Origin of the sequence: Candidatus Defluviilinea gracilis (assembly GCA_016716235.1) — a bacterium.
Lineage (GTDB): Bacteria > Chloroflexota > Anaerolineae > Anaerolineales > Villigracilaceae > Defluviilinea > Defluviilinea gracilis.
The window spans coordinates 487915-508448 of record JADJWS010000003.1; the positions used below are offsets into that span (position 1 = coordinate 487915).

The 20534-nt window shown below is 51.2% G+C and carries 15 protein-coding genes, 4 tRNA genes, 1 pseudogene and 1 riboswitch; of the genes and pseudogenes, 7 read left to right on the plus strand and 13 right to left on the minus strand.

Going from position 1 to position 20534, the window contains the following annotated elements; genetic code table 11:
* Positions 1-50 precede the first annotated feature (50 nt).
* The gene (locus IPM31_16160) at positions 51-1166 is read left to right on the plus strand and encodes an acyltransferase (protein ID MBK9008515.1); all 1116 of its coding nucleotides are present in this window, start codon (positions 51-53) and stop codon (positions 1164-1166) included.
* On the opposite strand, the gene IPM31_16165 is transcribed toward IPM31_16160, so the two are convergent.
* The 13 genes from IPM31_16165 to IPM31_16225 all read right to left on the minus strand — a co-directional run bounded on the left by IPM31_16165 (position 1152) and on the right by IPM31_16225 (position 14116).
* A complete protein-coding gene (locus IPM31_16165; protein MBK9008516.1) occupies positions 1152-2273 on the minus strand; it encodes a DegT/DnrJ/EryC1/StrS family aminotransferase in 1122 nt (373 codons plus the stop codon). The two genes, IPM31_16160 and IPM31_16165, sit on opposite strands and share 15 nt — an antisense overlap.
* Positions 2270-3196: a WxcM-like domain-containing protein gene (locus IPM31_16170; protein MBK9008517.1), complete on the minus strand. Its 927-nt coding sequence runs from the start codon at positions 3194-3196 to the stop codon at positions 2270-2272. Before IPM31_16170 ends, IPM31_16165 begins: the two co-directional genes overlap by 4 nt.
* Before the next feature lie 128 nt (positions 3197-3324).
* On the minus strand, positions 3325-4278 hold the full coding sequence (locus IPM31_16175) for a glycosyltransferase (protein MBK9008518.1): 954 nt from the start codon (positions 4276-4278) through the stop codon (positions 3325-3327).
* Between the two features lie 108 nt (positions 4279-4386).
* A tRNA-Ile gene (locus IPM31_16180) sits at positions 4387-4459 on the minus strand.
* Positions 4460-4552: 93 nt separating this feature from the next.
* A tRNA-Gly gene (locus IPM31_16185) sits at positions 4553-4624 on the minus strand.
* A gap of 164 nt (positions 4625-4788) precedes the next feature.
* Positions 4789-6831, minus strand: coding sequence for a hypothetical protein (locus IPM31_16190; protein ID MBK9008519.1), 2043 nt, complete (start codon positions 6829-6831; stop codon positions 4789-4791).
* A gap of 25 nt (positions 6832-6856) precedes the next feature.
* Positions 6857-9307 (minus strand): hypothetical protein, encoded by a 2451-nt coding sequence (locus IPM31_16195; protein MBK9008520.1) that lies wholly within the window; start codon positions 9305-9307, stop codon positions 6857-6859.
* A 420-nt stretch (positions 9308-9727) separates the two neighbouring features.
* Positions 9728-10429: a hypothetical protein gene (locus IPM31_16200; GenBank protein ID MBK9008521.1), complete on the minus strand. Its 702-nt coding sequence runs from the start codon at positions 10427-10429 to the stop codon at positions 9728-9730.
* Between the two features lie 107 nt (positions 10430-10536).
* Positions 10537-11934: an extracellular solute-binding protein gene (locus tag IPM31_16205; GenBank protein ID MBK9008522.1), complete on the minus strand. Its 1398-nt coding sequence runs from the start codon at positions 11932-11934 to the stop codon at positions 10537-10539.
* Positions 11935-12119: 185 nt separating this feature from the next.
* Positions 12120-13352 (minus strand): site-2 protease family protein, encoded by a 1233-nt coding sequence (locus IPM31_16210; protein MBK9008523.1) that lies wholly within the window; start codon positions 13350-13352, stop codon positions 12120-12122.
* A 111-nt stretch (positions 13353-13463) separates the two neighbouring features.
* Positions 13464-13557, minus strand: a tRNA-Sec gene (locus tag IPM31_16215).
* A gap of 55 nt (positions 13558-13612) precedes the next feature.
* Positions 13613-13966, minus strand: a complete 354-nt coding sequence (locus tag IPM31_16220) for a DUF4190 domain-containing protein (protein MBK9008524.1) — start codon at positions 13964-13966, stop codon at positions 13613-13615.
* A gap of 76 nt (positions 13967-14042) precedes the next feature.
* Positions 14043-14116, minus strand: a tRNA-Pro gene (locus tag IPM31_16225).
* A 302-nt stretch (positions 14117-14418) separates the two neighbouring features.
* On the opposite strand from IPM31_16225, the gene IPM31_16230 reads away from it, so the two are divergent.
* From IPM31_16230 to IPM31_16255, 6 genes and pseudogenes are all read left to right on the plus strand, one after another.
* The gene (locus IPM31_16230; protein ID MBK9008525.1) at positions 14419-15009 is read left to right on the plus strand and encodes a bifunctional nuclease family protein; all 591 of its coding nucleotides are present in this window, start codon (positions 14419-14421) and stop codon (positions 15007-15009) included.
* Positions 15006-16376 (plus strand): replicative DNA helicase, encoded by a 1371-nt coding sequence (gene dnaB, locus IPM31_16235; protein MBK9008526.1) that lies wholly within the window; start codon positions 15006-15008, stop codon positions 16374-16376. Before IPM31_16230 ends, dnaB begins: the two co-directional genes overlap by 4 nt.
* A gap of 68 nt (positions 16377-16444) precedes the next feature.
* Positions 16445-17101 carry a DnaD domain protein gene (locus IPM31_16240; protein ID MBK9008527.1) on the plus strand — a complete coding sequence of 219 codons (657 nt, stop codon included), beginning with the start codon at positions 16445-16447 and terminating at the stop codon, positions 17099-17101.
* Positions 17019-18536 carry an ATP-binding protein gene (locus tag IPM31_16245; protein MBK9008528.1) on the plus strand — a complete coding sequence of 506 codons (1518 nt, stop codon included), beginning with the start codon at positions 17019-17021 and terminating at the stop codon, positions 18534-18536. The genes IPM31_16240 and IPM31_16245 overlap by 83 nt, the downstream gene beginning before the upstream one ends.
* Positions 18537-18625: 89 nt before the next feature.
* Positions 18626-18830 (plus strand): annotated as a pseudogene (locus tag IPM31_16250) (DUF433 domain-containing protein).
* 587 nt (positions 18831-19417) lie between these two features.
* Positions 19418-20272, plus strand: a complete 855-nt coding sequence (locus IPM31_16255) for a class I SAM-dependent methyltransferase (GenBank protein MBK9008529.1) — start codon at positions 19418-19420, stop codon at positions 20270-20272.
* An 88-nt stretch (positions 20273-20360) separates the two neighbouring features.
* A riboswitch (SAM riboswitch) is annotated at positions 20361-20484 on the plus strand.
* Positions 20485-20534 lie beyond the last annotated feature (50 nt).

Genomic DNA, 20534 nt, shown 5'->3' on the forward strand with positions numbered 1-20534 from the left:
GCGGCGGCAGTACAACTGCCCGCCAACTGCGTAAGCGATGTCCTTATGAAATGCCAATGAAAAAAAGCGGATTTTATATTCCCGAACTCGACAGCCTGCGTTTTTTTGCCTTCTTGTTGGTGCTTATCCATCACGCGGGATACTCAGCCCTTATTCCATCCTGGGAGGTCGTTGCAAAGTACGGTTGGATGGGCGTTGATCTGTTTCTATGCCTCTCCGCTTTTTTATTCTCGCGGTTGTTGTATGCAGAATACCAAGCGACAGGAACCGTAACGGTCAAGAATTTTTATATCCGCCGCGCATTCCGCATCTGGCCCCTGTATGTGTTGTTCTTCCTTATCGCAGTCACATTGACGGTTCAACAGGAGGGGTGGAGCAACTCGTTGACCACGCGCGCGCTGGGAATGTTGACCTTTACCGACAACTTCATGGCGGCGCGTTGGGGATACAACAACGCAATCCTCTACTCAAATCACCTATGGACTATTTCATACGAAGAACAGGTCTATTTATTCATCCCGTGGGTCTTGCTATTTTTATATCGTCGAAAGACGTCTGTCGCAGGTTTGATTCTGCTGGGCATGGGTTTGCTCGGGACGTTCATCCGCGCCTTCATGATCTATCGCGGCACGAACCATCCCGATATTTGGGTGTTGCCGTTTTCCCATTTTGATTCCGTACTTGGGGGAATCGTCATCGGGCTTGGCGTACTCGATAAGCCGTTGAAGAAAATCCCGAATCTCATCTGGCTGGCGCTCGGCATCCTCGCGCTGTGGCAGGTAACACAGCTGCCTAATGTGACAAAGATTCAATGGGACTTGATGCTAACCTATCCGCTCGTGGGAATCGGCACATCGCTCATCATCCATTCGCTGACGCAAGGAAATCTTTGGGCGCTCTCGCCCCTGCTCAGGGTCAAGCCGCTCGCCTACCTTGGAAAGATATCGTATGGGTTATATGTGTATCACAAGTTGGGGATTTATCTTGCTTATCAAGTTATCAAACAGAACATAGACCCGTCCAGCGATCTTCCGTATCGTGTCGCCGGGCTATTGCTTTCGTTTCTGATCACGGTGATTATGTCTGTCATCTCATACGAAGCATTTGAGAAGTTCTTCTTGCGGATGAAAGACCGCTTTTCCATCGTCAAGTCACGACCTGCTTGAGAGGCAAAACTCCCTGATCCGTTCGATCACAACATCGGCTTGTTCTCGTGTCACATGCGGACCGATCGGCAGGCTCAACACAGTGTTTGCAAGTTTTTCTGCAAGAGGAAAATCGCCCGCTTTGTAACCGAGGTCGGCATACGCTTTAGACAGATGCGGCGGGACGGGATAGTGAATCAACGTGTCCACGCCGTGTTCATCAAGATATGATTTGAGTTTATCGCGATTATCGTGGGTAACGACGAAGATGTGCCAGCCATGTTCCGTCTGCGGCGCGGTGATCGGCAAGCCAAGCCCGGGCAGTCCGTTGAGGCGTTCGCAATAGTAACTGGCAAGTTTCGCTCGACGCATATTCCATTCATCGAGATATTTCAACTTCACGCGCAAGAACGCGGCTTGCAATGGGTCGAGCCGCGAGTTATGTCCCCTCACCTCGTTGTAATATTTTTTACGCGATCCGTAATTTCGCAACACGCGAATTTTGTCCGCCAGTTCATCATCGTTGGTGGTTACCGCGCCTGCGTCGCCGAACGCGCCGAGATTCTTTGTGGGATAAAAACTGAACGCGGCGGCAGTGCCTAAATTTCCCGCCATCTTGTCCATGTACTTCACGCCGTGCGCTTGCGCGGAATCTTCCACAATGCGCAGTCCATGTCCCTCGGCAAGTTTCCAAATTTCAGTCATCTCCGTTGGCTGACCATATAGATGCACCGGCATGATCGCCTTCGTCCGCTTGGTGATGGCTTGGGCGATACGCGACGGATCACTGTTGTGAGTCAACGGATTCGGTTCGACGGGAATCGGTGTCGCTCCAGCATAGGAGACCGACAGCCACGACGCGATGTACGTGTTGGACGGCACGATCACTTCATCCCCCGCGCCAATTCCATACGCCATGAAAATTAATTGAAGCGCTTCAAGTCCATTGCCTACACCCACACAATGCTTGACGCCGATACGATCTGCAAATTCCTGCTCGAACGCGCGCACTTCGTCGCTGAGAATATACCAACCCGAATCCATCACGCGCTGATACGCCTGATCGATTTCCTCTCGCAGTTCATCGTACTGCGCTTTCATATCGAGAAAAGGAACGGATGTTTTCATTTGGAAACCGATTCCAAATATTCGTTGTAATTGCGGATGTAATCATCGGCTTTGTACACATCGGAGGCGAACACGAGAAGAGCCGCGTCGGACGTGAATTTGTACTGGGTCGCCCAAACCATCGGCGGGATGTGAAGCCCGAGGGTCGGCTTGTCCAGCCTCACTTCGGCGCGAACGTTTCCGTCATCCAACACAACAGAACACGCGCCTTTGATGCACACAAGAAGTTGATGCAATTCCTTGTGAGCATGTTCGCCGCGCACGTCCTTGCTCGGCACATCGTAGATCATAAAAAAACGGCGCGGCTCGAACGGAAGCAGACCGGGAAATTCAGCAAAGGACAAACTGCCGCGCAGGTCTGTGATCTCGGGCAGGCGAATCAACACACCGCCTTTCACCGGCAGATCCTGATTCCCGCTCGCGGGTTGCGCAAGAGTCTCTTCGGTGTGAAAACTTTCGGTCACATAGTTCACGATCCGCGCGGGGTTGCCCATGACGATTGAGTTCGGAGGAACATCCCTTGTGACCACCGCTCCCGCGCCCACCATCGCATTTTGCCCGATCGTGATGCCGGGCAAGATGGTCGCATTCGCGCCGATCGAAGCGCCTTTTTGAACGACGATTCTGGAAAATTCCTGCGGATATTTTTTACTGCGGGGAAACGGATCATTCGTGAACGTGGCGTTCGGTCCCACGAACACATCGTCTTCCAGGCGGATGCCGTCCCATAACTGCACGCCGCATTTGACCGTGACTCGATCCCCAACCACCACGTCATTTTCAATGAAGACATGGTCGCAAATGTTACAGTCTTCGCCGATCACCGCGCCGGGTAACACGTGGGCAAACGCCCACACGCGCGTCGCTTTTCCGACCTGCGTGGACTCAACAATTGAATTCGGATGTGAAAAAAAATCAGCCATTCAATCTCCGTTATTTTTGGAGTGGCGGCTTTGGCGCGTGAAGCCACAGAGCGCACAGAGATTTTGAGATTTTTTCTCTATGATCTCTGTGGCGAAGAAGCCTTTTGCGCACAGGTTTCGCCACTTTCTTATTTTTCAGAGTCTGCCTGTTGAGGTTCTTGATAAATTTCGTCAATCACAAATTGAGGTCGCCGGCGGACTTCGTCGAGTGTGCGCCACAGGTATTCGCCTAACACGCCGAGCATTGCCATTTGCAAACCCGAGTTAAACGCCAGCGCGACAACAATCGGCACATAGCCTTTGACCTCGATCCCGTAAAAATACCAGTAAAACAAAACGTAGCCGCCATAGATGAATGACCCCACCGCCACGAGCAGTCCCAGCGCGGAAAGGATGCGGATCGGGACAAAGGAAAAAGCCACAAAAGTATCAATGAAAAGTTTGACTTTCTTTGCCAGCGTCCAGCGGGATTTTCCTTTTGTCCTTTGCCTGCGGATGTAGGGAATCATCACAGGTTTATATCCCAGCCAGTAGACGAGGGTCATGATGTTCGTGTTTTTCTCTTGAATGCGGTTGAGGTCGGCAGCCACCTGACGGTCAACGAGGAAAAAGTCAAATCCGCCGTTGGGGTAATCGGCAAGCGCGAACTTTCGGATCAGCGAATAATAGGTATTGGACAACATCTTTTGAACTAGATGCTCCTCCCTATCCTGCCGAACGGCGAAGACGGCTTTGCTCCCCTTTTCCCAGTGAGAGATCATGTCCAGAAATATCTCCGGCGGATCCTGCAAGTCGGCGGAGATCATGCCGACGCAGTCGCCGGTCGCCACCGTGAACCCAGCCTGAATAGCGGACATCGAACCGAAGTTGCGAGTCAACTTGACGACTTTGATTCTCTCCGGGCTCCGGGATTGATAGTCCCGCAGAACGTCAAGCGAGCGATCTCCTGAGCCGTCGTCCACAAAAACAAGTTCGAGAGAATACTCCGCGAGTTTCTCCTCCAAGGAAAGAAGTTGAGGAATGGTATCAGGCAGGTTGGATTCGTTGAAATAGACGGGAATTACGATGGAAATCTTTTTCATGGCAAGCCAAATCTGGTTCTCATGTTAACACAAAATGCCGCCATCCAGCGCGGCACAAATCGTCCATCCATAATCGAAAATCGTCAATCTGAAATCGTAAATTGAAAGTGGGCCCAGTAGGATTCGAACCTACGACCAAGCGATTATGAGTCGCCTGCGCTAACCGCTGCGCCATGGGCCCTCGTTTCAGTGATAAAGTAATCAGTGATCAGCAATCAGCGCAACAGTAATTTCTACTGATAACTGACAAACTGATCACTGCTCACCGAACTTGAGCGGGAGATGGGATTCGAACCCACGAATATCAGCTTGGAAGGCTGATGCCTTACCACTTGGCGACTCCCGCGTGCGAGCGAGATTTTACCACATTCAAAAACGCAGTCACACTTATTATCCAGAGGAGAAGATCGAATCAAAATATGGCGCCACAATAATCGAACAAAAGCGACATCGCCACCCCAAGGCGGTAATCACTGGAAGCAACAGCTAAACGGATGAGACTTGGAATGGTTACGGGCTGGCGCATTCAAGTTCTATTTCGACCTGCCTGATCGTTTCGTCTCTTTTCACTGAATCGAATGTTGTTTGTTCTATTTCGTTCCAAAGAGGGCAAAGGATAGAACTCATGGCTTTCGAGAGTTTGTTGGCTGATACTGTCAACTCTGCCGCCATCTGCCAATCAGAAAGATGAGCAAAGCCATCAATAAAAGGAATATACTCCACGCCAATTGTCGTTTGCAGATTATTACTAACTGCGCCATTCCACAACGGCTTGATTTCGTCCCATTGTTGATATTGACGCGCTAATTCAGCTTTTTGATAAAAGTAACACCAGGTTTTCTTTCCGCTGTTAAAGATATCGTCTCGCAGGTTTATATTTTGTCTTGTTTCCGGGAGAATTCTATCAACCGCGACCTGTGATGCAATTTCTTTGATGGTCCCCGGATACTGCTTATAATACTGATCTTCAGGAGTAACCAAGTGCAAACAGCGATCGTTTCGTGGGTCATAATAAAAGAACAAACTATCGGATGAATTTCCCTCAAAATAGGTTGTTGCGTGCTCCATTCGCAACGGGCTATTATCCATTCCAGTGGCGGATTCACCCGATACGAAATAATACCAGTACGATAGTCTGTTTTCAGCAGCAACCGGATTTGGTTCATACAATGAATTTACAGCCAGACTAAGGGAGAAATCTCCATAAAACGCAAAGTTAGCCTCCGAGTTGCCAATATCGGGCAGGGAGGGCTGCCAAACAAATAACGCTGTATTCCCTTCTATTCCTGGAGCCCTCCATATCAGTTGCTGAAGAAAGTTAGACTGATACTCCCACACTTTTCTATAGTCATTTGTATATCGAATGTGCCAAGTGATCGCCGCGCCAAGAATCATCAAGATCATGAATTTCTTGTGGTTTTGTTTAGAAACGATTCGTTCGATCACTGCGACGGAAATAAGAGCCGCGCCCGGCAACATGCCCAGGGCTAACCGCGAATTATATGGGGGCTCCGTCCACTGGATTGAATAGGACGCAATATAAAACGGGAGAATTCCAAATAAGAGGCTGGGCAAGCCCAAGAAAACAGCCTGGGTTGACCATTGTTCAGGGTTTTGCGATAAGCGATCAACTTGACGCAGGTACATACTCCCGGCGATCAATATCAGAATCAGCAATAGAATTAAAGCAAGGTTGAAGGGCCGAGCCAGATACATGTATTCTGAACTAAAGGTTTTGTACCAGGAAGTAACAAGCACGATACTTGCATCGGGCAAGAAATTCGCGGTCCATACGAGAATGGTTCTTATGGGATCTGCAAACAGATCGCTCTGAACCTGAAAAGATTTACGCAACGGGGTATAAAAAAAGCCTCTCCATACTACTGCAGAAACAAAAATAGCCCCTGTGGGCACCCATGTTTTGGCGATATGAATGATTTTCTTCCCCGGTCTCTCATCGGAAGGAAGGGCAAGCCAAATCAATGCGGGGCGCATCAACTCAACGAACCATGTATATTCTGACGTAAATATGTGTCCAAGCGCCAACGCAACCGAAATGATCGTAAATATTCGGCTTCTTTTAAGATCCTGGACAGCAAGGATCGTAAACAAGAAAGATAAAAACAATAATACATACCCTAGCCATATTTCATAAAACGAAATCGGGAAAATTTGTAATGTGAAGACCGGGTGAATCGCAAATAAAGCGGAGGCGAAAAAAGTCTGACGGTGGTAATCGGGCCAGATTCGCTTCAGACATAACCAAAAAGAGAGAACTGCTAGCCAGCGCCAGAGTAACGAATAGAGATGCCAGGCAACAGGGTTATAGCCCAACAAGTAGAAACTAGGAATATACGACCATACTGCCTGGGGGTGACCGTCGTAGTTAAATATTTCAGTCAAGCCTTGCGCGCCGCGAGTAGCATAGTAAACAAAATGCCATTCGTCGAATTCATGCCCCAGCCACGGGATCATTAATCCAAACGAAAGGAACAATATGATCAAAAATATGAAGGGCGTTCCCCAAACTACCCACTTATGATTTTCTATCATGAATTAATTCCCATATATAGCGCATTCATTGATCGGTCATTTCATACATTTCGGCGCGACCATCCTTTGTCACAAACACCGCACGCGGAGAAAAGTATCCATCGACTTGTTTGCCTACCATATAGACATCTGACAAGTTGGGGAAATACTCCGGCGAATACTCTAAATTAAAGATCACCAAATAGTGATTGGGACCCGTCAGATAAAATACCAGGCGCGGGGTTTCGCTTATTTCGTAGCCCAACTTTGCCGTTTCAGGCTCTCCATCCCCCGCCGCGTAATATCGAGGGTAAATTGCGCGGCCATACAGCGCGATCTCTCCAGGTTGCGCTGTTGCTCCGATTTGCTCGAGGATTTCTTTTTGTGATTTTGGAGGGTATTTTTGCGGAAAAACAAATTCGGTCGTTGGCGTAAAACCACCTAAAACCAACAGCAACAGAAAACTTCCGATTAAATTTCGACGGGTGAAAGAAGGCAGGGATGGCAAGGATAAGCCAGCGCCGTTCCGCATCGGGAGCCAATACTTCAAACTGTCTTTCCCAATTTTTGTAAAAGAGAGAAGGAGTCCACATAACAACAATATGCCAAAGAATTGGTATAGATGAAAACCCCAATCTACTGGGATAATAAAGCGCGCACCCGAACTAAAGAATAGCGAAGTCCACAAGTTGTAAACAATACCCAGGCAAAGAGGAAATAGCCCGATCAGCCCCAGCCGCCGCCAAGCCGCGGAAAGCCCCAGGGAAAAAAATATAATGTTAATGGCAAGACGCGAGACCCGCTCGCTCGTGAACGGCAAATCCCAAAACGCATGTTGCGGCAAAAATAGTTCGGTTGGGGAAAGCAATTCATCGCGCACCGGGAACGCTAAAAGACTCGTGATCGTATTATCGACAAAATGATCGGCAGCCGTGCCTAAAATATAACCTGGATGCTGCAGAAGGCTCTTGAATGTCATCTGCGTGAGCCGGCTCGAGTACTGCGCGTCATTTTCACCCGGAAGGCGAGGTAGTATTTCGTTGCCCCAACTGCCGCTCCACCGACGCGCCATTGTCATTGTCTGAGATAGCGGATTGTCCAAAACGAAACCGCCAGCGGCTAAATAATTCCGCGCGAACCATGGGGCAACGACTACGCCAAGTCCCGTGACTAATAATAATGTGTTAATGAGCCATTGCTTACGATCAGAAAACATAAGAAACGTTATGGCGATCGCCACAAAAATAAACACAACACTTTGCAACCGAATAAGAACGGCGACTCCGATCACTCCGCCTATCAATGCGGAAAGCCAGACAGGTCTATGGATAGACCGCAGCCAAAGAAACAACAACAACGTAGCCAGGCTGATGAACAGCGCCGTAGGCAATTCCGAGAGAAACAATTTGGAATTTGTAACATTATTGGCAAGTAGAACAGCGCCGTTAGAATTCACGTCGCGGAAGATCGTCAATAGCGAAAGTCCCACGCCCAGGGGCCATCCGCCAATCTCCCTGCCCAACAGGTAGAGTATGACAGGAAAAAACGCAAGTAACAATGACTGAACGAATATGACACGGAGATAACTTTGGTTTCCAAGCAAGTGAAACCAGGTTAACAAAGCGTCGTAAAACGGTCGCGAGGGAATTTCGGGCCAATGAAAGCCGTTCCCGGTCAATGCTGATTGGGCATATTGAGCGTAGAAAAGAGGATCAGAAAAAGGATAAATTTCAAAATTAGGCGCGCGCGGAGGCGTCGCGGTAAAGCCAGGGTTGATAGGCTGGCTCCACCAAATAAACACAGTAAGCGCGTAGATCAACAAAGGCGCCCAAGATATGTTGATCAATAACTTTGCGCGAGATAAATAAGCAATGACTCCAATGATGAATAAAACAAACAGAATTTGCCATTCAAAATAAGGGACCGGTGGTCCGCCTAAGTTATCAATCGGAGTGATACCAACTCCGGTAATAATTATCAGAAAGCCCAAAATGACAAATAGACCAAGCGCGGCGACGAAGCCAATAAAAACAGGGCGCCACAGGTCAAAAATACCTTTAACTTGTTCATATCTGTTCCGCCCGATCAAGAATGCACATTCAAGCCCGCAAAGACCAAACCAGAGTTGTAACGGCTGTATTCTAAGCGCGTAAGCTTCATATCTAGAAGAATGGTGAAGTAAATTAAATAGTTCCAAACTAAGGATCGAAGAAAGCACGACCACAACAGAAGCAACATACAATGCGTCCCAAAACGCCTCGCGCTGTATAATCTTCAACCAGAAAGGCTGCCGCTCCAAAACCTTGTATCTGAGCGACAGTACAGCAAACAACGCCGCAGGGGCGAGCGCGGCGCTCATCAACATCAAGCGCGCGGGGGAAAAACCGAAAAGCGCGGGGTTTTCCGCATCCGTCGGAATCATGACGATCCACAGGAAGGCAATAAATCCCTGTAGACTCCACAAGCCAAACATCAATTTACACTGACGGGCGGACATCAACCTTATCCATTCAAATTATTCGGGTTCTGCGCTACGGAAATTGTCATTTCAGTTCAGGGAGCAATCATCAAGACAACCATTATATACGAATACCATTCACACAACCTCTTCTAACCAACCCGCTCTCCACCTCTCTCATGGATATCTTTGGAATCTATCTTCAAAATTGAAACCCCAATGCGCGCAATTCCTCTAGCAGAATTGATCGAGTCTGACAATTACACTTCCTTTTCGTGAATTCACCACTGATGTGCATGAACTTCATGAATCAATCTCCAATCTCCAGTCTCCAATCTCAAATTTCCAGTCTCTACTCCCAACTCTCAATTCTCCAATCCTCTAATTCTCCGCTCTTTCAGCCGCCAGTCTCAAATCTCTAATTACCACCCTTCGACAAGCTCAGGGCAGGCTTACCAATTACTCTCTGCTCCTCGGCTTCTCGGACTCCTCGATCAACTCTTGTGGAGTCGGCGCGCCGCAACTGGGACAAATATATTTTTCCTCAGAAGGCACATATCCGCGATTACAACTCGGACAATTGATCGAACGCGGTGCAACCGGCACTTCCACTTCTTTCACAACTTCTTTGGTCACTTCGCGTGTGCGTGTCCCACCGCCGCCTAAAACGACAACATTTCCAAGATTCGGCGCGTTCCATCCGCTCGAAGAAACCGAACTGGATTTCGATCCGCCTGACGACACCTTTGATTTCGATCCCGAAGACCGCGACGAGCCGCCGCCTTTCGACTCGCCCAACACGAAGAACAACACAGCGACGATCACCACCGCCGCCAACGTGAGGAACACAATGATCGCGGTTAATCGAATTGCGCGAGGGATGTTGTACAACTCATAGCCATAACTGAACAGGAACACGCCGCCGACATAAAATGGAAAGAGCAAGCCGATCAGAATCAGCCCTGTGCTTTGATCAAGCCGGGTTTCAATCCAGGTGAGATAAGCGACAAGGATGATCGTGCCTAACGCGCCCAACGCGACGAGTCCGCCGGGCACCATGATGTGCAATGGCTTGCCGGGCTTTGAATCATCGTGGTCGTATTCAACGACCTCATGCGTCTTCGCGGCAACCTGCCGCGCGCGATATTGTGATTGGGACATATTAACTCCTTCCGTCCTGAGCGGAGGACTGAGCGTTCGTTGCGAAGTCCGCAGACGAAGGACGCTTCGTCTGCGCTCGCCTAACGGCTCGCTCCGCTCAGCGCGACTTACTTCGACAACTCTTCCGCTGTCTGATCCATCTGAGTCAAAATGACAGGCACCTGCCCCTCTGTCAGATCGGGATGGCGGATGGTGTCAAACATATCACGGAAACCATCTTCCAACATGACTCGTACGAGCCGCCATGATGAAAGTTGCGGTGTCACTTCGCCGCTTGATAGATACGTCACTGCTTCTGCCCACTGGGGATGATCGGCTGAATAATCGGCGAGCAGGTCCACCGTCGAGGAACGAAGCGGGAAAAGTCCCGTGCTTCTCACCCAGTCCGCTTGAGTCTCCGAGGAAAGCATCCAGCGGATGAACAGCCACGAGGCGAGTTGAGTCGCGTCGTCCGAATTGAACACGATGAACGACGAGCCGTAGACGACGAGCGCGTCGCGATCGGCGCCGGGGAATGGGAGGGCGATCCATTCGTCGGTGTTGCTCGCGGCAGAAAACGCGCGGGAGAGATTCGGAAATTCTTCGAGGCTCGCGGTGACGAACAATGCCTGCCGCGCCGCGAAACGATCATACACAGAGAGATCGGGCGACGCGACCCACGCGCAACTTTTTTGTTGCAGTGATTTCAAATATTTGAACGCGTCAATGTTGCCGGGCGCGAGGAAACGATAACCATCTGCCTCTTGCGCGCCGCCGTTGAAGGCGAACATCCACGAAAGCGCGTTGTGCGCGTCCGCGTCGATCAACCAGCCGCCGAGCGAATCGTTGGCGGTATCGGAATCTTTCGTGAGCGCGATGTGCGCCGCGCAGGCTTGCGCCTCAAACTCGGAAGAATTTTGAGGCGGCGAGTCAAACCCAAGTTGGCGCGCCCAAGTTGAATTGTAGAGAATGAAGCGCGCTGTCCGTTGCGCGGGCGCGCCGAATCGTTTGCCGTCCACTTCATCCTGCCGCCAGATCACGTTCGCAAAATCCGACATGTCGAGCGCGCTCATTCCAAACTCGACATCATGCGCGTATGGATTCAGGTCAAGCACATCGTCGCCCCACGCGAGCGCGTGCTCGGGCAACGCGATCACAATTTGCGGATTGCTGGACTCCTCCAGCGCGGCGGAGGTCTGCGAAAAAATTTCGTTGTAATTATCTTTTGATTCCGCGTTGACGACGATGCCCCACTCATTCGTCGAATTAAATTTTTCGACTTGCGACTCGAACAGACTCGCCTCCGCGCCGAACCATGGATGCCAGACGTTGACCTGCTTCCCGCGCAACGCTTCTTTCTCGACGCCAAGCTGGCTCGCGGCAGGCGTCGGCGTTTTCACGTCTTCAATATTTGGCGTCGCGCTCGGACGAGGCGTTTGCGTAGTTGAGTCGGTTGAGGTCGGTGCGCAGGCGGAAATAATGAAAATGAATAACAAAAATACGGTGAGGAATTTTCTGATTGGCATTGAAACTCGCATAAATTAGATTATAGCGTCAACGACCCCGAAGGGGTCGCATGATTATAGATGACGATATGAAAATTTCAAATCCCGAAGGGATGACATACATTGGTCGCTATGTCATCCCTTCGGGATTTCGTGTCATTTCATCTTCATCTAGAATCCTACCATCCCTTCGGGATTGGGAGTCATCAATACGCCATCATCGGGATCGGGGTGAAGAGCAAAACAAAAACGATGAGCATCACAAATCCCAACACGCGGCGGCGGGAGTCGAGTTCGGTGATGTCGTCAAGCGGCTGTGCGCGGACGTTGCCCAGCCAGTACAAGATGAACACCCACAGAAGCCAACTGAAGTTGAACGATTCGAGCGAAAGAGTCAGCAGGGATGGGAGAATGCTCAACGCGATCAACGTTCCGATGGCGAAGGGAAAAATCTTCCGCGCTTTATCGCCGAACAAGCCGTACGCCACGTGACCGCCATCGAGCGTCCCAACTGGGATGAGATTCAACGCGGTGACGAGCAGTCCCGCCCAGCCAGCGAGCGCGACCGAATGAAGTTGCACGTCCATGCCGCCGAAGGGAATGGGCGAACCTGAGAAAAAATATTGAAGCCAATACACGGCTTGCGACAATCCGCCGGTGCTGACGGGCGCGGGCAACAATTGACCGAACACCATGAACTTAGAAAACAGGTAAAAGATCGAATTCCCTTCGAGGAAACCAGACATACCTTCAGGCGCATGTTGAATTGGACCCAAATTCGAAAGCGACAATCCGATGAACAGAACGGGAAGCGCGACGATGAGACCCGCGATCGGTCCCGCCACGCCCACATCAAACAGCACACGTTTGTTCTTCGGGATGCCGCGCATGGCGATAAACGCGCCAAACGTCCCCAACGGGCTGATCATCGGCGCGGGCAAAAAATACGGCAACGTGGCAGGGACTTTATAAATGCGACAAGCAATGTAATGTCCCATTTCATGGGCGAACAAAATACCCATCATGCTCAGCGCGAAGGGCCAGCCCGAAAGAATATTGAGGAGCAGATACATGAAGGGAAACGATCCGTCCGCTGGCACGGCGCTTGGGGGAATTTCAACCCCCGTGAGCAACATGCTGATGATCGTGAGAATAAAAAGGATGATGTTGATGTGTACCCGCGTATTCGTCCGCGGCGTTGGGAGGCTTTGCACAAGAAAAATGACTTGCCTGCCGTCTTCGCCTTTTCTGAACAACGGGGTGAGGTTGAAGCCGCGAACCGCGTCGGCGAGTTGATCGTACGCGGCGACAGTGTCTTCGCCGAGCAGGTGTCCGCGATAACGGACGATCCACTCGCGCGGGTCGCCCGCGGTCACATCGTCAACGCGGAAGATTTTTGAAACGTGGGAGGTGAGAATTTCGATTTCGGGGAGGGACATGTGTTTCCTTGTTGGCATCATGTCACTCTGAGGGAGCGATAGCGACCGAAGAGTCTTGCTGGTCGTGTTGGAGATCCTTCGCTTCGCTCAGGATGACATGGGTAGTCTAGGCGAGAGTGGATGGGAGTCGAACCCACCGCGGCACGCAACGCGTCCCACCACAGGTTTTGAAGACCAGGAAGCCCACCGGGACCTAACCACTCCCAAGCGCAAGGATAATCGAAGCAAGAAGGCTTTGCAAGGAAGTTTATCAGTGAGCGTTAAGGTCTAGCTTGCTCAATCATTTGTTGAACGGTTTGAGAAATATACGGGAAGAGCAACACGCCCGCCGTAACAAAACATAACATGGCAAGCAAGGTAACACCGCCTGCCCAGACTGCGAATAACGCGAGCGCGCGTCCGTTTGTGCCGTCGGTGCGGGTTTCGCGGAGGGCGATGAATCCGAGGATCAGCGCGGCGAGGGAAAGGACAAAGCCCGGCGGGTAACAGATCAGCGCGGTGAGTGGGACGGGCAAGAAGCCCGCGCACAACGCGAGGACGGCGAGAATGGATAACACAAATCCGAGCAGGGCTTTGCGGTTGAAGGAGGAGATGGGGATGAATTCGGGAGTCATGTTTTTATCAAAAAGACCTCACAGGTCTCTCTAAATAGATACGACGGCAGTTCAACTGCCGTCGTATCGGATTCAGTCGGGGCGACAGGATTTGAACCTGCGACCCCTTGCACCCCATGCAAGTGCGCTACCGGGCTGCGCCACGCCCCGAATGATTCGTTGCGGATGTGACATAACGACCCTGGCGCTCTCAGCGCCATGCGCTTACCGATACGTCATTCTCCGATCAACTAGGGAAAAGTCCCCGGTGACAGGGCGGGATTATAGCCCCGTTTCATCATTCTTGCAACAAAATAATTTTTCCGTCATTGCTTCGTCGGCTGCTCTTCGTCTGCGCTCGTTGTCACTCGCTCCGCTCAGAGCGAGCCTTCTCGCAATGACGGGGGTGTTGTAACTGCAATGACATCCATCATTGAATGGTGTACAATAGAAAAACTCGTTTGGAGTTTCCCATGGCAAACATGATCGAAGTGCAAATAGACAGCGTCCGCGTTCACTTGATGACGCCCAACCGCTTGGTTGTGCTGAAACAAGTTAACGAAGATCGCTATTTACCCATCTGGGTCGGCGTGTATGAAGCGGAGGCGATCACGGTCGCGTTACAGGAAGTGGAAGTGAGCCGTCCGCTTACGCATGACCTGCTCAAGAATGTGTTCAACGCATTCAACGCGCGCATCACGCGCATCGAGATCGTCAAGCTGGAGAACGATACTTATTACGGCGCGATCATCGCGGATGTGAACGGTAAAGAAGTGCGGATCGACTCGCGCTCGTCGGACGCGATCGCGTTGTCGGTGCGGGCGCACGTGCCGATCCTCGTCCACGCGAGCGTGATGGACGTGGCGAGCATCGTCCCTGAGCAGGATATGCCCGAAGGGGAGATTCCGCCGCAGAAAAGCGAACCAGCTCCCCTGTCGAAAGAAGGAGCCGAGCGTTTATCCGTCTTCGAAAATTTTTTGGATAAACTCAACTTCGATAAACCCGATGAAAATAAATCCGAGGACGACTCTTCCGATAAACCGAAAAAGCCAAAGAAAAAATGAACGACTTCCTGCCCAATGAAACTGCCCCCGCCGCATCAACGGTAGTGCCGCATAGCCGCGAAGCCGAAGAAGCCGTCGTTGGGGCGGTGTTCATTAACCCTGAGGTGTATTACGATGTCGCGCAGTTTTTGAGCGCGGACGATTTTTACATCCACCGTCACAAGTGGATCTGGGAATCGTTCACGAGCCTGCACGAACAACGCATCCCCATCGACCTGCTGACTGTTTCGAACGAACTCGACAAGCGCGGTCAACTCGGCGAACTCGGCGGACCCGCGTACCTCACCGCGTTGGTGAATCAAGTGCCGTCGTCGCTCAACGCGGAATCGTACGGGCACATTGTGGAGGGACATTCGATCCGTCGCAAGATGATCGACGCGGCGAACAAGATCGCTTCGATTGCGTACAACGAGAAGACGAACGTTGACGATGTGATGGATGAGGCGGAGAAGGCGGTCTTCAACGTCAGCGAGCGGCGGCTCAAACACGACCTTCAGCCGATCTCCAATGTGTTGAGCGAGTATTATGACCGAATTGATACGCTCGCCAAACGCCCCGATAAAATTGTCGGTGTGCCGACGGGATTCATTGACCTCGACAAAATGCTCACGGGTTTACAACCATCGGACCTGTTGATTATCGCGGGCCGACCTGGCCAGGGTAAAACGGGCTTTCTTCTTTCCATCGCAAAGAACGCGGGGTTGACACACAAAAAGCATGTGGCTATTTTTTCATTGGAAATGTCCAACGAACAAGTTGTGCAGAGATTGATCGCGCAAGAGACGGGAATCGACTCGCAACGTCTGCGGACGGGAAAGTTGCAAGAGAACGAGTGGCCCCTGTTCACACACTCGATTGAAGTGTTCGGCGATACGCACATTTATCTCGACGACACGCCCGCGATCACGCCTTTGCAATTAAGAACAAAATGCAGAAGACTTCACCTTGAGTTTGGTCTCGACCTCATCATCATTGATTACCTCCAACTCATGGGCGGCGACACGCGCACCGATAACCGCGTGCAGGAAGTTTCATACATCTCGCGCAATCTCAAAGTGCTGGCGCGCGAGTTGAATGTACCCGTCCTTGCGGCGGCGCAGCTGAGTCGCGCGGTGGAGCAACGCTCGGATAAACGTCCTGTGCTATCGGATTTGAGAGAATCGGGATCTTTAGAGCAGGACGCCGACATCGTGATGTTCATCTATCGTCCCGACCAGTACGAGAAAGATACGGTGAAGCAAAACGTGGCTGAGATCATTGTGGCGAAGCATCGTAATGGTCCCGTTGGGAGCGTGGAGCTGGTCTTCCGCGGCGCGTTGGCGAAATTCGAGAATGCGGCGACGAGGGTGTTTAAACCTAACGAATGATACGAGTTACGGGATACGCAGTACGGAGTACGAAGTATTGCGTACTGCGTATTGCGTAGATGAAGGTTATGAAGACTTTCCGTGGATTTACCGACTCCGAGACATTCATTTCTCTGCCTGATAAGTTCTTTCACGAGTTGTTGAAAGAGATTGACGATGCGGCGGAGTTGAAAGTGACGCTGTATTTTCTCTGGCGCGCGGAGCATATGGACAGTCCGTTTCGGGCGTTGACGAAGATGGATTTCGATGTGAAGGAGTTGGGGCTGGGGGCGGAGGAGATCAAGCGCGGGCTGGAGAAAGCCGTCAAACGCGGGAGCCTGCTGACGGTCGAAAGAGAAGCGGTGGTTTACTTCCTGTTGAATTCTCCGAGGGGACGGGCGGGAATCCAAGCGATAGAAAGTGGAAAGTGGAATCCATCCAGTGTTGTTTCTGCGCCGCCGATGGAGCGACCGAATGTGTTTCGGTTGTACGAGGAGAATATCGGTCCGCTGACGCCGATGATCGCGGACGCGTTGAAAGATGCGGAAGGGACGTATCATGCGGAGTGGATCGCCGAGGCGATCGAGCTCGCGGTGAAAAATAACAAACGCAATTGGAAATATTGCGAAGCGATTTTGAAACGATGGAAAGATGAAGGCAGGCATGGAAAAACGAATCAACGGGACGCTCGACAAGGTTCTGAGCGCTACACAAAAAGCGAGTTCGCCGAATATCTCGATGGATAACGTCGCGCCGTTGCTCGGTAAGCCCGATTGCCCATACTGCGGAGGCGTGGGCTTCTTGCGCGTGGACGTGCCAGTGGGACACGAAAAATTCGGTCGGCTTGAACCGTGCGTGTGCCGCGCGAATGAGATCGCGGACAACGCGCGCCAGCGTTTGTACGAGATGAGCAATCTCGAACGGCTGAGTCATCTCACGTTTGCGAATTTCAACTCGTCGGGCAACCCCAAAGCGGAATTTGTCTCGCCGCAGGAAGTGGCGAGTCTGCGCGACGCGCTCGACGCTTCGGAACATTTTGCAAAAACATTGAGCGGATGGTTGTTGCTCGAAGGCTCGTACGGATGCGGCAAGACGCATCTCGCCGCGGCGATTGCAAATGAATGCGTGCAACGCGGCGTGCCGACGTTGTTTATCACTGTCCCCGATCTGCTCGATTCACTTCGCTTCGCGTATGCCGACCCCGAAACAACTTTTGAGGAACGCTTTGAAACCATCCGCACCGCAGACTTGCTCGTGATGGATGATTTCGGCACACAGAACGCAACCCCATGGGCGCAGGAAAAACTATTCCAGATCATCAACGCGCGGTACATCAACAAACTCCCGACGGTCATCACGACGAATTTGATTCTGGATGAAGTCGAGAGCCGCATCCGTTCGCGTTTGCAGGATGCGGAGTTCGTGAAATACATCCGCATCACCGCGCCCGACTTCCGCCGTCCCACCGAGACAAGCAACCCTGGCATCTCGATGCTGTCGCTTTCGCACATCAAGGACTTGTCATTTGGCAATTTTGAAACACGCGACGATGAGGTCGGCAAGGAAATTGTCACGACGATCACGAAGGAGCGACAAGATCGTTACGGACGTCCCGTCAAAGACAAAGAGATCGTGCGCGAGAAAGTCACCGCGCAACACATCAAGCGCTTGCACGAGGCGCTGGATGCGGCTGTCCATTTTGCGGAGGGTCCCAACGGCTGGCTGGTGATCCTCGGCGGATCGCACTCAGGCAAGACGCATCTCGCCGCGGCGGTTGGGAATTATCGCCTGCTCCTCGGCGGACAAGCGATCCTTGCGGAAGTATCGACTCTGTTGGATTATCTCAAAGCCACCTTTCGCCCCAACTCGGACGTGACGTTTGATCGCCGTTCCTACGAAATCCGCACCACACCCCTGCTCATGCTCGACGACCTGAAAGAAAGCGGAATCAGTTCCGTGTGGGCAGAGGATAAACTGCACCAGATTTTGAATCACCGCTACTACGCCAACCTGCCGACGGTGATCACGTCCACGCTTGACCCCGAGTCGTTTGCGAAGAGTTACCCGAGTTTGTGGAATAAGTTGCTGGATACGGGCAAGTGTCAGATCTGCGTGATTGATATGCCGCCGTATCGGAGAGTCGGCAAGACGAAGAAGGCGGCGAAGAAAACGTCTAAATGATTAGCCGAAAGGCAGTTCAATTTCACCTACTCCATCGCCAAAATAAGACTCTGCTGTTTGCGATATACTGAAATTTGGAGATTAAAACCATGACCCAATTCAATCGCATCACATTCGATCCGTTAGTGATGGGCGGGCGCCTTGGTCGTTAATCTCGTCGCTAACGGGATGAATGCCGCCGAGATCGTGAAGGATTATCCCTATCTCGAGGAGGAAGACGTTCGTCAGGCTCTGCAATACGCGGCGTGGCTCGCAGACGAATCGATTCAAATACTGGAACCGTCTGCCGCATGAGGTTTCGGCGGGTCGCGTAGCATCCTGCCTCAGTTCATGAAAGTCCGCTCAAGCGGACTCATTACGCCAGCCCCGAAGGGGCTTCCACATGCTGAGCCTTGGATTGAGCTTGTCGAAATCAGGTAGCTTTAGCCCCGCTCGTTGAAAATCGCTGAGCAGTTACTACATCTATCTGTAACTCAACAAAAAACAACCTCCACGCGGAGGTTGTTTTATTTCCAAAAATCATCAACCCAGTTGAAAACTCTCCTCAACGAGGCTTATGAGAATCTGCATAGGCACATCTGGAATAATCTTCCGCGTCTTGATATAAAGCGGCGGGAAATCAACTCTGTTGAGGAGAACTACTGAATGTTACCTACCTACTTACTGTCCCTGCGCGAAGGATTCGAAAGAGCGATCTACCATCTATCCGCAACGATTGATCGCCATGGAAAGGTTATAATGACGAGGAAGAGAAATTAAGCAAAGATACCCCGGCTCAAAGGCAAAAGCCGAAGGCTGGTAAACGAGAGATAGAAACGATCCTACAATTCAATATCCGAGATCAAGCAAAGTAAAGTAACGTATTTATCCATGGAGGTTAGATGACAACGCCTACACCGACAATCTCAGAGATTCGTCAATATCTAACGGGTTTTTCTCAAGAAGGCGGCGAAAACTGGCAGGAGGAGAATCAGCGGTATTTAGACGCCCACGCGCATCGTTTTCACGAATCCCTGCGCTTTATACCGTCTGGAAATCAGGGCGAGAGGCTGTTAGAACTGGGGGCGGCGCCTTATTTCACCACCTTGTTGCTGAAAAAGTATTTTCCGTACTCGTTGTCCCTGTCAAATGCGGTTATTCCCGGAGAACCGTCTGAAAGTTCGATCAAACTCACAAAGCCCGCCATCGGCGAGGAGCATGTGTTTAAGTATCAGACCTTCAACGTCGAACTGGACCGTTACCCATACCCCGACCATAGTTTCGATACCGTGTTGTGCTGGGAAATCATCGAGCACCTGGCGCTTGACCCTACGCATATGCTGATGGAAATCCATCGCGTGCTCAAGCCCGGCGGCAAGTTATTGATCACGACCCCCAACGTGCTTGTATTGCGCAATATCCTTGCCCTGCTTAAAAACAGGCAAAATATCTATCATCCCTACTCGGGTTATGGCGTGTACGGCCGCCACAACCGGGAATGGACGCTGGATGAATTGACCCAGATATTAACCGGTTGCGGCTATTCGATACGCGCCGCGGAAATTGTCGATACGTATGCTCATCGCGGATACTCGAAGATGCTAAAATGGTTCTTTCCATCCCTTCGCGATATGCTTGTGGTTCTCGCGCAGGCAGAAAACAACGCGCCACCATACTACCCGGAGAACCTCTATACCTCCCTGCCTAAAAATTACTTGAGTGAGAACCCGATACCCAGCCACTTGCAAGACTCTTGATCCTCATCCGTTGGGAGCGGCAATAAAATTGACTCAACCCCTCTCCATGTGGTACACTGCCGCCACAATTCAATAGCCCTGCAAGGCGCTCTTATCCAGAGAGGCGGAGGGAACGGCCCGACGATGCCTCGACAACCTATCAACAATGTTCTCATTAGACTACCGTTGAAAAGGTGCCAATTCCTACAGACGGATGTTCTGGGAGATGAGAGGGTTTCAAACCAAAAACTGATTTGCCCTTTCTGCTCGTCTGAAAGGGCAA

Excerpts from the sequence above, each read along its gene's own strand:
- IPM31_16220 (MBK9008524.1), bottom strand. The coding sequence starts at position 13,966 with ATGACTCCCGAATTCATCCCCATCTCCTCCTTCAACCGCAAAGCCCTG.
- IPM31_16230 (MBK9008525.1), top strand. The coding sequence starts at position 14,419 with ATGGCAAACATGATCGAAGTGCAAATAGACAGCGTCCGCGTTCACTTG.
- IPM31_16245 (MBK9008528.1), top strand. The coding sequence starts at position 17,019 with ATGGAAAAACGAATCAACGGGACGCTCGACAAGGTTCTGAGCGCTACA.
- IPM31_16195 (MBK9008520.1), bottom strand. The coding sequence starts at position 9,307 with ATGTCCGCCCGTCAGTGTAAATTGATGTTTGGCTTGTGGAGTCTACAG.
- IPM31_16240 (MBK9008527.1), top strand. The coding sequence starts at position 16,445 with ATGAAGACTTTCCGTGGATTTACCGACTCCGAGACATTCATTTCTCTG.
- IPM31_16200 (MBK9008521.1), bottom strand. The coding sequence starts at position 10,429 with ATGTCCCAATCACAATATCGCGCGCGGCAGGTTGCCGCGAAGACGCAT.
- IPM31_16255 (MBK9008529.1), top strand. The coding sequence starts at position 19,418 with ATGACAACGCCTACACCGACAATCTCAGAGATTCGTCAATATCTAACG.
- IPM31_16210 (MBK9008523.1), bottom strand. The coding sequence starts at position 13,352 with ATGTCCCTCCCCGAAATCGAAATTCTCACCTCCCACGTTTCAAAAATC.
- IPM31_16175 (MBK9008518.1), bottom strand. The coding sequence starts at position 4,278 with ATGAAAAAGATTTCCATCGTAATTCCCGTCTATTTCAACGAATCCAAC.
- IPM31_16170 (MBK9008517.1), bottom strand. The coding sequence starts at position 3,196 with ATGGCTGATTTTTTTTCACATCCGAATTCAATTGTTGAGTCCACGCAG.
- IPM31_16160 (MBK9008515.1), top strand. The coding sequence starts at position 51 with ATGCCAATGAAAAAAAGCGGATTTTATATTCCCGAACTCGACAGCCTG.
- IPM31_16165 (MBK9008516.1), bottom strand. The coding sequence starts at position 2,273 with ATGAAAACATCCGTTCCTTTTCTCGATATGAAAGCGCAGTACGATGAA.
- IPM31_16190 (MBK9008519.1), bottom strand. The coding sequence starts at position 6,831 with ATGATAGAAAATCATAAGTGGGTAGTTTGGGGAACGCCCTTCATATTT.
- IPM31_16205 (MBK9008522.1), bottom strand. The coding sequence starts at position 11,934 with ATGCCAATCAGAAAATTCCTCACCGTATTTTTGTTATTCATTTTCATT.
- dnaB (MBK9008526.1), top strand. The coding sequence starts at position 15,006 with ATGAACGACTTCCTGCCCAATGAAACTGCCCCCGCCGCATCAACGGTA.